Source organism: Micromonospora sp. NPDC047527 (assembly GCF_040643015.1).
GTDB lineage: Bacteria > Actinomycetota > Actinomycetes > Mycobacteriales > Micromonosporaceae > Micromonospora.
Genome location: NZ_JBEYTK010000001.1, coordinates 438,257 through 451,009, shown reverse-complemented (window position 1 = coordinate 451,009; position 12,753 = coordinate 438,257). Strand labels below are relative to the sequence as shown.

The window sequence follows — 12,753 nt, the reverse complement described above, 5'->3', positions numbered from 1 at the left end:
GGTGTTACCAGGTGCGGTCGGGCCGGTGGGGCGGGACGGGGAGTTCCCGCCCCACCGGCTACCGACGCTGACCTAGGAGAGGGTCAGGGTGAGGGTCGCGGCGTAGTCGCCGGCCGTGGCCGACGCCGGGATCCCCAGGTTGAGCTGGGCACCGCAGTTGAAGGTGCCGTTGCTCGTGCCGGTGGGCGAGGTGCAGAGCGCACGCGCCCCACCCAGGCCGGCACCGGGTGCGGCGGTCGCACCCGGGGTGACCACACCGGGCGTACCACCCAGGGGGTCGGCGACCACGCTGGCGCTCGGCACCCAGCCCAGGTTGTCGGCGGCGATGCTGCCGCCGGCCGAGGTGAAGTCGGAGACCTGACCGACCAGGCTCCAGCCGGCGTTGGTGCCGCGCAGGTCCGCCACCGTGGCGGCGTGCAGCGCCCCGCTGGCGACCTGGCCGTTGCTCACCGCGGGCAGGGCGACCGTGTCACCGGCCACACCGAGGGTCAGCGGGCCGCCGGTGACGGTGGCGGTGATCCGCTGACTGGCGTTCGCGCCGCCCGAACCACCGCCGGCGAAGGTGACCGGGGTGAAGGTGTCCTGGCTGCGGTCGGCCGAGCCGCGGGCGGCGAAGGTGATCACGTAGCACTGCACGGCGATGCAGTCGACCTCCTCACCGGTACGGGCGGTGTAGGCCGCGCTGACCGACAGGGTGGTGTTGAAGGTGCCGTCGGCGTTGAGCCGGTCCCGGGCGTCGGTCGGCTCGTTGGTCTTGTTCACCCACTTGGTGGTCTGCAGGATTCCCGCGTTGGCCCAGTGCTCGGCGACCTTCGGTCCGAAGGAGACGTAGAAGCCGGCCGCGCCGTTGGCCTCCGGGTCGAAGCCGCTGCCCCGCACGGTGATGGTCGACCCGTTCGGGTCGAGCCCGCCGGGCGGGGTGACGGTGACCGCCGGGCCGGCCGGTTCGGCATCGCCCGTGGTGAAGGTGAACGACAGCGGGTCGAGCGCCTCGCCGGCGGCGTAGAAGCCGTTGAAGGCGCTGGCACCCGCGGCGGTCAGCGTGGCCGCCAGGTTGGTGCCGGTCACCGTACCGCCACTGCTGGCGGGGTTGCCGGCGATGGTGGCGATGGTGGCCTGGTGGACCGAGACCGGCTCGACCTCGTTGGTGACCAGTTCCACGTCGGCCTTCAACTCGGCGGAGCCGCCGGAGACGGAGACCGTCGGGTTGGCCAGGGTGATGGTGAAGAAGTGCGCCGGGTAGGAGAAGACGACCTTCCCGCCGTACTCGGCGGTGATCGCCCCGGTGGCGGGGTCGTGGGTGCCACCCGTCGACGGGAAGGTGAAGGTCCCGTCGGCCTTGATGGTGGCGCCGTCACTCGCCGCGAGCGGCGGATTCCCGTTGCCGGTCTTCACGTAGCTGCGGAACGACGACTTGAAACCCCAGTTCAGGCTGCCTCCGGTGATCTCGGCCTCGGCCGCCGAGGCGGGGCCGGCCCCTACGAGGGCGGCCGACGCGCCGAGGGCGACGATTGCCGCCCACAGCATCGACCGGCGCCAGGCGGTACCGGCTCTGGATCGGACCATGTTGTTTCCCTTCACGGAACGCACTGCGGACCCGCAAAGGTTAGGCAAACCTAACTAAGTACACCCTCACTCGTTCGGCTAAAAGATCTTCATCCGAAGAACCCCTTGTGACCTGCGTGTTTCTAACTTAGGTTAGCCAAACCTTAGCCAATTCTCTGGCGATCCATCTTGTGAGGAGTCCGATGCGAGCACTGCGTCGCGCCGCTCTGCCCGCCGCCTTGATTACGGTGAGTGTCGTCGTCGGTGCGCTTCCGGCATACGCCGGCACCGCCCGCGGCCCCGGAGGTCAGACCCTCACCGCCACGCCGAGCACCGGGGTGAGCCGAGCCGGGACGAGCGTCACCGTCACCGGCAGTGGGTACGACACCACCAAGGGCATCTACGTCGGATACTGCGTCGACAACGGCGCCGGCCAGACACCGACACCCTGCGGCGGCGGAGCCGACACCAGCGGCAGCCTCGGCGCCTCGCACTGGATCTCGAACAACCCGCCCAGCTACGCGGGTGACCTGGCCACCCCGTACGGCTCGGGTGGCTCGTTCCGGGTCACCGTGAAGATCACCCCGACGATCGGCGACGTCGACTGCACGGTTCGCCGGTGCGTGGTCGCCACCCGCACCGACCACACCCGACCCGCCGACCGATCCCAGGACGTACGGGTGCCGGTGACCTTCGCCGCCGCGCCCGCGCCGAGCCGCAGCAGCGCGGCACCACCGACGACCGGCAGTGGCACCGCCGCCGGTGCGGCCCAGCCGGGCAGCGCCGGCACGGTTGCCGCCGGGCCGTCGACCGCGGCGCTCCCGTCGGCCGCCGGGACCACCGCTGGCGGCGGTGCGACCGGCGGCGCACCGGTCGACGCGGGCGGCACCGCCCCGACCGGCGGCACCGCGTCCGCGCAGGCCGAGGTCACCCGGGTCAGCGCGGCATCGAACGTCGACGTCGGCCGCTGGTGGCCGGTCGCGCTCGGCGCGATCCTCGTGCTCGTGACGCTCCTGATCGGACTGCGCCGCCGGCGACGGAAGCTGGCCCAGTGAACCGCCGCACCGCCGTCCTCTCCGCCCTGCTCGTCCTGCTCGCCGGCACCGCGTTCGGCTGCGCCGAGCAGACCGTCGCCGCCCCGTCGGCCACCACCTGCGGTCCGGTCACCGCCACCGTCGGCCAGTCCGACGTCACACCGCTCACCCCGACACCGGTTCCCGCCCTGCCGGTGACCATCACCTCCGCCGACGGCGTCCGCACCACGGTCACCAACGCCGACCGGATCCTGCCGGTGAACCTGTACGGCTCGATCGCCGAGATCGTGTTCAGTCTCGGCCTCGGCGGCAACGTCATCGGCCGGGACACCGCCACCACCTTCCCCGCCGCCGCGCACCTGCCCGTGGTCACCCCAGCCGGGCACGACCTCTCCGCCGAGGCGGTGCTCGACCTGAACCCGAGCGTGATCATCGCCGACGACAGCATCGGCCCACCGGAGGCGCTGAAGCAGTTCCGCGCCTCCGGGATCCCGGTCGTGCTGGTCGACGCCGAGCAGACGCTCGCCGGGGTGGGTGCACACGTCCGCGCGGTCGCCGCCGCTCTCGGCGTCGTCGAGGCCGGCGACCAGCTCGTCAGCCGGGTCGAAGGCGAGATCGCCGAGGCGAAGCGCGGCGTACCCCGGAACACGGCACCCCGGGTCGCCTTCCTCTACCTGCGCGGCACCGCCGGTGTCTACCTGATCGGCGGCGAGGGCGCCGGCTCCGACGCCATGATCGAGGCAGCGGGCGGCGAGGACGCCGGCAGCGCGATCGGGCTGTCGAAGTTCCGTCCGCTGACCAGCGAAGGTCTGATCAACGCCGCCCCGGACGTGATCCTGGTGATGAGCGGTGGGCTGGCATCCGTCGGCGGTGTCGACGGGTTGCTGAAACTCCCCGGCGTCGCGCAGACCCCCGCTGGTGCCGCCCGTCGGATCGTCGACATGGACGACGGCGTCCTGCTCACCTTCGGCACCCGTTCCGGGCAGGCCGTCCAGGCCCTGGCCCGCGCCGTACACGCGTGCGGAGCGGCGTCATGACCGATGTGGACACACGTCCCGTCGCACGGCCGGGCCCCGGACGCCCCGCCGGGAAGCACCCCCGGCGTGGCCGGCTGCTGGTCGCCGGGCTCGCGCTCGCCCTGCTGGTGGTCGCCCTGGTCGCGGCGGGTCGCGGGCAGGTCCAGATCTCCCCGGCCGAGGTGCTCGGCTCGATTCTGCACCGGCTCGGTCTGGACGTCGGCAGCCTGCCGGCCGCCCCGCAGGGCGAGAACGCGCTCTGGATCGTCCGCTTTCCCCGGGTGGTGCTCGCCGCCGTGGTCGGCGCCGCGCTCGGCTCTGCCGGGGCCATCATGCAGGGCGTCTTCGGCAACCCACTGGCCGAGCCAGGTGTCATCGGCGTCTCCGCCGGAGCCGCGGTCGGCGCCGCGCTGGCCATCGCCGCCGGGGTCACCGTCCTCGGCGCCTGGACCGTGCCGGCGGCCGCGTTCGCCGGTGGGCTCGTCACCACGTACCTGGTCTACCTGCTGGCCCGGTCCAACGGCCGGACCGAGGTGGTGACCCTGGTGCTCACCGGCGTCGCGGTCAACGCGGTCGCCGGGGCGGCCATCGGGCTGCTCATGTTCGTCGCCGACGAGTCCGGCGTACAGTCCATCGCCTTCTGGAACCTCGGCAGCCTGGCCCAGGCCAACTGGTCGGCGGTCTATCTGGCCGCGCCGTGCCTGGCACTCGGTCTGGCCGTCGCTCTCGTCGACGCCCGCCGGCTCGACCTGCTCGCGCTCGGCGAGCGCTCGGCCCGGCACCTCGGCGTCGACGTGGAGCGGCTGCGGATCCGCATGATCGTGGTCACCGCGCTGCTCGGGGCCGCCGCGGTCGCCTTCACCGGCATCATCAGCTTCGTCGGCCTGGTCGTCCCGCACCTGGTGCGGATGGTCGCCGGGCCGGGCCACCGGGTGCTGCTGCCGGCCAGCGCGCTCGGCGGCGCGATCGTGGTGGTCCTCGCCGACCTCTTCGCCCGTACCATCGTCGAGCACCAGGAACTTCCGCTCGGCGTGCTCACGGCGGTGGTCGGCGGGCCGGCGTTCTTCTGGCTGCTGCGGCGCACCCGGGAACGCTCCGGAGGTTGGGGATGAGCCGGACCGAACGGATGGGCGCCGAACGTTTCCGGCTGTTCGGCCGGCGACGGCGGGTCGCCCCGCCGCACGCGCCGACCCACACCCCGGACGTACGCATCGACGTCGCCGGACTGCGGGTGCAGCGCGCCGGCCGGCCCGTGCTGGACCAGGTCGACCTGCGGGTACGCGCCGGCGAGGTGCACGCCCTGGTCGGCCCGAACGGCGCCGGCAAGTCCACCCTGCTGGCCGCGATCAGCGGCGATCTGCCGGCCACCGGCACCATCGAGGTGGACGGCCGCGCGCTGCGGGAGTGGTCGCCGGCGGAGCTGGCCATGCGCCGGGCGGTGTTGACCCAGCGCAGCACACTGAGCTTCCCCTTCACCGTCGAGGAGACGGTCCGGATGGGACGGGCGCCGTGGGCCGGTCTGCCCGAGGAGGAGCAGGACGACGCCATCGTCGCCGAGGCCATGAGCCTGTGCGACGTCGCCCGCCTCGCCTCCCGGCAGTTCCCGTCGCTCTCCGGTGGGGAGCAGGCCCGCGCCGCGCTGGCCCGGGTGCTGGCCCAGCGCGCCGCGGTCCTCCTGCTCGACGAGCCGACCGCCGCGCTCGACCTGCACCATCAGGAGTTGGTCATGCGGATCGCCCGGGATCGCGCCGCAGACGGGGACGCCGTCGTCGTCGTGCTGCACGACCTGGCTCTGGCCGGGGCGTACGCCGATGTGATCACCCTGCTCGGCGACGGCCGGGTCCGCGCCGTCGGCCCACCCGCCGAGGTGCTCACCGCCGCGCTGCTCAGCGAGGTGTACCGGCACGACATCGAGGTCGTCCCGCACCCGCGCAACCAACTGCCGCTGGTCGTACCCCTCCGCCACCACCCCGCCGCGCACCCGTCAACGACGCCATCGACCGGCCTTACCGCGACTTCGGAGAAGACATGAGTGACACCACGACCCCGTTCTCGGCCCGCGTCCGGGCCGCCACCGCGGGAGCCCACGAGACCGCGGAGTCCCAGCGGTACGTCTCCGCCCTGCTGGCCGGAGAGCTCGACCTGGCCGGATACGCCGACCTGGTGGTGCAGCACCACGCCATCTACGCCGCGTTGGAAGCCGCCGGTGACCGGTTGCACGATGACCCGCTGGCCGGGCCCTTCGTCGACGCCGCGCTGATCCGGCTCCCCGCCCTCGAAGCGGATCTGGCGCACCTGGTCGGCCCCGACTGGGCCGACCGGACCGTACGGACTCCGGCCACCGTTGCGTACGTAGAGCGGATCCGGGAGGTCTGCGCGGACTCGCCGGAGCGCTTCATCGCCCACCACTACACCCGTTACCTGGGCGACCTCTCCGGCGGCTTGCACATCGGCCGGTCGGTGGCCCGACACTACGGTCTCGACGACGGAGCGGGGGTGGCCTTCTACCGCTTCGACGACATCCCGCGCCCCAAGGTGTACAAGGACGCCTACCGGGCCCGGTTGGACGCGCTGCCACTCGACGAGGCGACGGCGAACGCGCTGCTGGAGGAGGTACTCGTGGCATACCAGTACAACACCGACGTCTTCGCCGCGCTGGCCGGACACGTGCCGGCCGGTGGCGGCACCGATGCCACGGCGGCCGTGGCATGAGCGGGCAGCCGTTCGGCCCGGACGTGGTCGCTGCCGTCAGCCGGCACATGAACGACGACCACGCCGCGGACACCCTGCTGATCTGCCGCTCTCTCGGCGGCTGCCCGACGGCCACCCAGGCCCGGACGACCGGTCTGGACGCCGACGGGATGGACTTCGTGGCCACGGTGGACGGCCTCGATGTGGCGGTCCGGGTCCCGTTCGCCCACCGGCTCACCGAACGTGCCGAGATCCGCCGCGAGGTGGTCCGGATGTACCGGGAGGCCTGCGAACAGTTCGGCATCGAACCCCGCCCCGCCGGCTGACAGCGCCGCGCGTCTGCGGGCCGGTGTAGTGGCTCGCGCGGGCCGGTTCAGCCGGCCCGCGCGGCGGTGCTCTCCCGGCGGATCAGCTGGAACGGCGTCTGCACCGTGAGCGGGCCGGCCGCCGGCGTGCTCTCGATCCGGGCGACGAGGCGCCGCACCGCCAGCCGGCCGATCGCCTCCTTGTCCGGCGCGATGGTGGTGAGGGTCGGCGCGCCGAACCGCCCCTCCTCGATGTCGTCGATGCCGACCACCGCGACATCCTCGGGCACCCGGCGGCCGGCCTCGGTGAGGGCACGCAGCGCGCCTATCGCGATCAGGTCGTTGTAGCCGAACACCGCGTCCGGTGGCTCGTCGAGGGCGAGGAGGTCCCGCATGGCGCGCCTGCCCTCCATCCGGTCGAACCCGTCGGTGCGGGCGACCAACTGGGGGCTGAACGGCAGGCCGGCCGTGGCCAGGGCCTCCCGGTAGCCACGGAGGCGCAACTGCGCCGACTGTCGCTCGTCGCCGGGCGGCGCGCCGATGAACGCTATCCGGCGGCGGCCGATCGCCACCAGGTGCCGGATCGCCGCGTGGCTCGCGGCCACGTTGTCGATGGCGATGTGGTCGTACGGCGTGTCGTAGACGCCCTCGCCGATGAGCACCAGGGGCGTGCCGGCCCTGCGGTCGAGCACCTCGGCGCGGCCGACACGTACCGGGCTGAGAATCAGACCGTCGATGATCTGGCGCCGGGAGCCGTCGAGGAGCAACTGTTCCGCATCGCGGTCGGCGGCGGTGTTCTCCATCACCAGGGTGTAGCCGAGCCCGGCCGCCTCCCGGATGGCGATCTCGGCAAGCTCGGCGAAGTAGGGGTTGGTCAGCTCCGGAATGGCCAGGGCGATCAACCCGGTACGCCCCCGGCGTAGGTGCCGGGCGCTGAGGTTGGGGCTGTAGCCGAGTTCGTCGACCGCCTGCTGCACGCGCTGGCGGGTCCGCTCCCCCACCGGTCGGTATCCGTTGACCACATTGGAGACCGTGGCCAGCGAGACACCCGCGCGCTCGGCGATGTCCTTCAGGCTGACGCCCATCGACCCACCCTTTCCGGAGACCACCCGAGGGTGGCGGTCGGCGCGGACCACCCGAGTATGCATCGACAGACATTGACCGAACGTCCGCCGCTCATCTATAACGTTATATAGATACGGCGGATGTCAATAGTGTTGCCGATCGTCGTTGATGGAACCCCCCGCCGACGTCCTCCGCCCCTGCCCAGCGACCACCGGATGCCCACCGCCCGCGCGCTTCGGGCCAGCTGCACCGCCCGCGGCGACTCGTCCCCCGGAGACGGCATGACACGTCGAGTCCCCATCCGCCCCGCCCTGCCCCTGCTACTCATCCTCACCCTGGTCGCCGGCGTACTCGCCGCGCCCACCCGGGAGGCACAGGCCGCCCCGGCCAAGACCCCGCCGCTGACCACTCCCTGGACCAGTCAGGCGCTGGTCGGCACACCGCTGCCGGAGTACCCGCGACCGCAGATGACCCGACCGGACTGGCTCAACCTCAACGGTGAGTGGCAACTGCGCCAGTCCGCCACCGACGACGCCCCACAGTTCGGCACCAACCTGCCCGAACGGGTGAACGTGCCGTTCCCGGTGGAGAGCGCCCTCTCCGGGATCCAGCGGGCCGCCAACGACAACCGCAACTACCTCTTCTACCGGCGTACGGTCACCGTCCCGCCGAACTGGTCGGGCCGACGGACGCTGCTGCACTTCGGCGCGGTCGACTGGCAGAGCACCGTCTGGGTCAACGGCGTACGCGTCGGGGCGCACACCGGCGGCTATGACGCCTTCACCTTCGACGTGACCCCGCAACTGCGTGCCGGCTCGAACGAGATCGTCGTCAAGGTGTGGGACCCCACCGACACCCGGCAGAACGGCAGTCTCCCGGCGATCGGCAAGCAGACCAAGACACCCAGCGGGATCTTCTACACGCCCAGCTCCGGCATCTGGCAGACGGTGTGGATGGAGCCCGTGCCGGCCGCGTCGATCAGCAGCGTGGACGTCTACCCGAACCTCGCCAACAACACCCTGCGCGTACGGGTCTTCACCCGGGGCGACGTCAGCGGTCACAGCGTGCTCGCCGAGGCGCTGAACGGCAGCACCGTGGTCGGCTCGGCCACCGGCGGCTTCACCGAGTTCAGTGTGCCGGTGCCCAACGCGCGCCGCTGGTCACCCGACGACCCGTTCCTCTACAACCTGCGGGTCACGCTGCGCAACGCCGGCGGCGCGACGGTGGACCGCACCACGCACTACTTCGGCATGCGCGAGATCACCACGGGCCTGGTGAACGGGGTGCTGCGCCCCAAGCTCAACGGTCAGTTCGTGTTCCAGGTGGGCACCCTCGACCAGGGCTTCTGGCCGGACGGGTTGTACACCGCACCCACCGACGCGGCGCTCGCCTTCGACCTGCAGAAGCACAAGGACCTCGGCTTCAACATGGTCCGCAAACACATCAAGGTCGAGCCGCAGCGCTGGTTCTACCATGCCGACCGCCTCGGCCTGCTCGTCTGGCAGGACATCCCGTCGATGACCGCACAGGACGTCGACGCCAACGACGCCCAGCAGGCGCAGTTCGAGACCGAGGCGCGGGAGATCGTCGACGAGCATCGCAGCTCCCCGGCGGTCGTCGCCTACACGACGTACAACGAGGGTTGGGGTGAGCGGAACCTGGCCGACACCCGGCGGGTCGGGCAGAACATCAAGAACCAGGATCCCACCCGGCTGGTCAACACCCACAGTGGCTACAACTGCTGCCAGTCGCTCGGCAACCCCGGCAACGGCGACATCGACGACTGGCACGTCTACCTGGGCCCGGACTCCCCCTCGCCGTCGGCCAGCCGGATCGCCGTGCTCGGCGAGTTCGGCGGTCTGGGCCTGCACACGCCCGGCCACGAATACAGCCCCAACGGCCAGTTCTTCGCCTACGAGTGGCAACCCACGTCGGCGGCGCTCACCGATCGCTACGTGGGGCTGGTGCAGGGCACCCAGAACCTGATGCTCGGCAAGGGACTGAGCGTCTCCGTCTACACCGAGATCACCGATCAGGAGGGGGAGCTGAACGGCTTCCTCACCTACGACCGGCAGGTGGTCAAGATGGATCAGGCCCGGGTCCGCGCCGCCAACACCGCCCTCATCAACGCCTCGAAGTCGATCGGCAGCTCCGCACCCGTCGCCCTGCCGGTCAACACCCGCCGGTCGTTGCAGGTGACCACGCCCGGCTACACGAACAGGTACCTGCGCCACCAGAACAGCCTCGCGTACACCGAGGTGGTCGAGGCGGGCAGCTCGGCCCTGCTCAAGAACGACGCCACGTACACCGTCCGGCCCGGCCTGGCCGACACCAACTGCTACTCGTTCGAGTCGGTCAACTTCCCCGGGCAGTACCTGCGGCACCAGGAGTCCCGGGTCCGCAACTCGCCGAACGACGGGACCGCGCTGCTGCGTGCCGACGCCACCTGGTGCGCCCGGGTCGGTCTGACCGGCAGCGGCGTGTCGCTGGAGTCGTACAACTTCCGCGGCAAGTTCCTGCGGCATTACAACTCGGAGGTCTGGCTCAGCAACGGCACCGGCGGCGACGCGTACAACACACCAGCGCTGTGGGCGGCCGACAGCACCTGGAACATCACCACGCCCTGGGCGCCCTGACCGGCGTGTCCGCCGGGGTCGGCCACACCTGGCCGGCCCCGGCGGGCAGCTGAACCGGCAGCCCAGCGAACGTGTGAGGATACGGGCCATGCGTGCCGTGATCTTCGACGAGTTCGGAGCCCGCCCCGAGGTCCGCGACGTCCCGGACCCGGTGCCGCCGCCCGGAGGCGCCGTCATCCAGGTCGAGGCGACCGGCCTGTGCCGCAGCGACTGGCACGGATGGCAGGGACACGATCCCGACATCCGCCCACCCCACGTCCCCGGTCACGAGTTCGCCGGTGTCGTCACGGCGGTCGGCGCCGACGTACGCGGCTGGCGGCCCGGCGACCGGGTCACCGCGCCCTTCGTGTGCGCGTGTGGGCGGTGCCCGGCCTGCCTCGCCGGCGACCAGCAGGTCTGCGAGCGGCAGACGCAGCCCGGCTTCACCCACTGGGGGTCGTTCGCCGGGTACGTGGCGCTGCACGACGCCGACGTCAACCTGGTCCGGCTCCCCGACGAGCTGGGCTACCCGGCCGCCGCGGCGCTCGGCTGCCGGTTCGCCACGGCGTTCCGCGCGGTGGTGCAGCAGGGGCGGGTGGCCGCGGGTGAGTGGGTGGCGGTGCACGGCTGCGGCGGTGTGGGACTGTCCGCGGTGATGATCGCCGCGGCCTGCGGTGCGCGGGTGGTGGCGGTCGACATCGCACCGGGCGCACTCGACCTGGCCCGGAGCTTCGGGGCCACGGTCTGCCTCGACGGCGGCGCTCTCACCGGCCCCGGCGCGGTGGCCGCCGCCGTTCGGGACGTGACCGGTGGCGGAGCGCACCTGTCCCTCGACGCCCTGGGCAGTCACGCCACCTGCACCGCCTCGATCGAGAGCCTGCGGCGCAGGGGACGCCACATCCAGGTCGGGCTGCTTCCCCCCGCCCAGGGTCGTCCGGCGCTGCCGATGGAGTTCGTGATCGCGTACGAGTTGGAGCTGCGCGGCAGCCACGGCATGGCCGCACACGCCTACCCGGAGCTTCTGGGGCTGGTCACCGCCGGCGTGCTGCGCCCGGCCGACCTGATCACCCGCACCATCGGCCTCGACGACGTGCCCGACGCGTTGGCCACGATGGACCAGCCCACCACGGGCGGAATGTGTCTCATCCGCCCGCGGTGAGCGGGTCACGCGTCACACAACGTCCGATCTCGGTCAGCGGCGCCTATCCGCGGTCCGCTGGCTCCGACGCGTATCCGTGCTCCGCTGGCTCCGACGCGACGGTGCGACGTCGGCGCGCGGGACGCAGCAACAGGACGAGCACGACGATGAGCACGAGGCCGTCGGCGACCAGCAGGGTGGCGCCGAACGGGTCGATGCCGTGGGCATGCCCCTCGTTGTCCGGGATGGCGTCGAGGATCTCGCCGGTGTCGCGGGGCACCGTGCCGGTGCCGACACTGAACCGCAGCGCGCCGCTGTCGTCCTGCCCGTTGGTGAAGGTGACGTGGTAGGCGACGCTGTAGTCACCGGCCAGGGTGACGCGAACCGGCTGGCGTAACCCGGTCTCCCCGGCGGTGCTGACCTTCCCGTCGTTGACCGTGGCCCCGGTGCTGTCGCGGACGGTGACGTGCGACAGCACCGGGTCGGCGCTGGTCGAGAGCCGCAGGGTGATCTCGTCCGGCGTGGTCGCCAGCACGGAGTCGCCGGCCGGGGTCACCGCCAGCACGCGAGCCGGTTCGCTGCCGGACTGTCGGACGGCGACCCCGACGACGGCGGCGACCCCGACGGAGGCCAGGGCGGTGGCGACCGCCAGGGTGCGACGGCGTGCGGCGGACAAGACGGCCCGCTCAGCCGACGGACGTCAGCTGGCGCTGGTCCGTGGGGGCGCAGGTGCACTGCGTCTGCCGCAGCTCGTCGTCGTTCGGACGCAGGTGCAGGTACATCGCGACCAGCATCGGGATGAAGACGACCGAGTTGTAGAACAGGTGCAGCTCGACGCGGGGCACGATGAGCTGCGCCAGGCTGGTTGGGGCGGCCGTGCCGGGCAGCAGGAAGCCCATCTGGACCTGCAACAGCAGCAGCAGGTGCTCGATGTGATGCCAGAACTGGATCACCAGAGCGATCGTCCACCAGGTTTTCGCCCGGCCGACGAATCCGGGACGCAGGGCGAACAAGCCGATCAGCATGACGATCGCGTACGCGTAGTGCAGCCATTCCGAGCTGACCAGCCACGGGAACGGCATGCCCAGGACGCCACGCGCCTGCGGGCGGGCCCATCCGAGCCCCCAGATCTGGAAGGCCTGCACCAGATGCTCGGCCCAGTGGGCGAGCACGATGGCCATGTACAACCAGAGGACCGTGCGATGGTGCGGTCCGTTGATCGCACCCATCAGCCCGCGACGCGAGGTGCTTTCCTTGGCCACGCTCATGTGTCAACTCCATCCAGGGGGCTGGATATCTCAGCACACACACTAGGCGTCACCGAGCCGTCACTCTTCTTCACGG

General features: G+C 71.7%; 12 protein-coding genes. 8 read left to right on the top strand and 4 right to left on the bottom strand.

Features of this window, described 5'->3' with window-relative positions:
- Nucleotides 1-72: 72 nt before the first annotated feature.
- A complete protein-coding gene (locus ABZ808_RS01870) occupies nucleotides 73-1,566 on the bottom strand; it encodes an HtaA domain-containing protein (RefSeq protein WP_356999522.1) in 1,494 nt (497 codons plus the stop codon).
- Nucleotides 1,567-1,748: 182 nt separating this feature from the next.
- Between ABZ808_RS01870 and ABZ808_RS01865 the strand changes: the two genes are divergently transcribed.
- From ABZ808_RS01865 to ABZ808_RS01840, 6 genes are read left to right on the top strand one after another with little or no spacing between them, the layout of a single operon-like run.
- Nucleotides 1,749-2,600 (top strand): hypothetical protein, encoded by an 852-nt coding sequence (locus ABZ808_RS01865; protein ID WP_356999519.1) that lies wholly within the window; start codon nucleotides 1,749-1,751, stop codon nucleotides 2,598-2,600.
- Nucleotides 2,597-3,616: an ABC transporter substrate-binding protein gene (locus ABZ808_RS01860; protein WP_356999517.1), complete on the top strand. Its 1,020-nt coding sequence runs from the start codon at nucleotides 2,597-2,599 to the stop codon at nucleotides 3,614-3,616. The genes ABZ808_RS01865 and ABZ808_RS01860 overlap by 4 nt, the downstream gene beginning before the upstream one ends.
- Nucleotides 3,613-4,707 (top strand): iron ABC transporter permease, encoded by a 1,095-nt coding sequence (locus ABZ808_RS01855; protein WP_356999515.1) that lies wholly within the window; start codon nucleotides 3,613-3,615, stop codon nucleotides 4,705-4,707. Before ABZ808_RS01860 ends, ABZ808_RS01855 begins: the two co-directional genes overlap by 4 nt.
- Entirely contained in the window at nucleotides 4,704-5,627 is a 924-nt protein-coding gene (locus ABZ808_RS01850; protein WP_356999512.1) for a heme ABC transporter ATP-binding protein, read from the top strand. The genes ABZ808_RS01855 and ABZ808_RS01850 overlap by 4 nt, the downstream gene beginning before the upstream one ends.
- The gene (locus ABZ808_RS01845) at nucleotides 5,624-6,307 is read left to right on the top strand and encodes a biliverdin-producing heme oxygenase (RefSeq protein WP_356999510.1); all 684 of its coding nucleotides are present in this window, start codon (nucleotides 5,624-5,626) and stop codon (nucleotides 6,305-6,307) included. The genes ABZ808_RS01850 and ABZ808_RS01845 overlap by 4 nt, the downstream gene beginning before the upstream one ends.
- Entirely contained in the window at nucleotides 6,304-6,612 is a 309-nt protein-coding gene (locus ABZ808_RS01840; RefSeq protein WP_356999507.1) for a DUF2470 domain-containing protein, read from the top strand. Before ABZ808_RS01845 ends, ABZ808_RS01840 begins: the two co-directional genes overlap by 4 nt.
- A 47-nt stretch (nucleotides 6,613-6,659) precedes the next feature.
- On the opposite strand, the gene ABZ808_RS01835 is transcribed toward ABZ808_RS01840, so the two are convergent.
- Nucleotides 6,660-7,676 carry a LacI family DNA-binding transcriptional regulator gene (locus tag ABZ808_RS01835; protein WP_356999505.1) on the bottom strand — a complete coding sequence of 339 codons (1,017 nt, stop codon included), beginning with the start codon at nucleotides 7,674-7,676 and terminating at the stop codon, nucleotides 6,660-6,662.
- A 261-nt stretch (nucleotides 7,677-7,937) separates the two neighbouring features.
- Between ABZ808_RS01835 and ABZ808_RS01830 the strand changes: the two genes are divergently transcribed.
- Nucleotides 7,938-10,292: an AbfB domain-containing protein gene (locus ABZ808_RS01830; RefSeq protein WP_356999502.1), complete on the top strand. Its 2,355-nt coding sequence runs from the start codon at nucleotides 7,938-7,940 to the stop codon at nucleotides 10,290-10,292.
- Nucleotides 10,293-10,380: 88 nt separating this feature from the next.
- Entirely contained in the window at nucleotides 10,381-11,430 is a 1,050-nt protein-coding gene (locus ABZ808_RS01825) for a zinc-dependent alcohol dehydrogenase family protein (RefSeq protein ID WP_356999500.1), read from the top strand.
- 43 nt (nucleotides 11,431-11,473) lie between these two features.
- On the opposite strand, the gene ABZ808_RS01820 is transcribed toward ABZ808_RS01825, so the two are convergent.
- Nucleotides 11,474-12,085: a copper resistance CopC family protein gene (locus tag ABZ808_RS01820; protein ID WP_356999497.1), complete on the bottom strand. Its 612-nt coding sequence runs from the start codon at nucleotides 12,083-12,085 to the stop codon at nucleotides 11,474-11,476.
- Nucleotides 12,086-12,095: 10 nt separating this feature from the next.
- A complete protein-coding gene (locus tag ABZ808_RS01815) occupies nucleotides 12,096-12,677 on the bottom strand; it encodes a hypothetical protein (protein WP_356999494.1) in 582 nt (193 codons plus the stop codon).
- Nucleotides 12,678-12,753 lie beyond the last annotated feature (76 nt).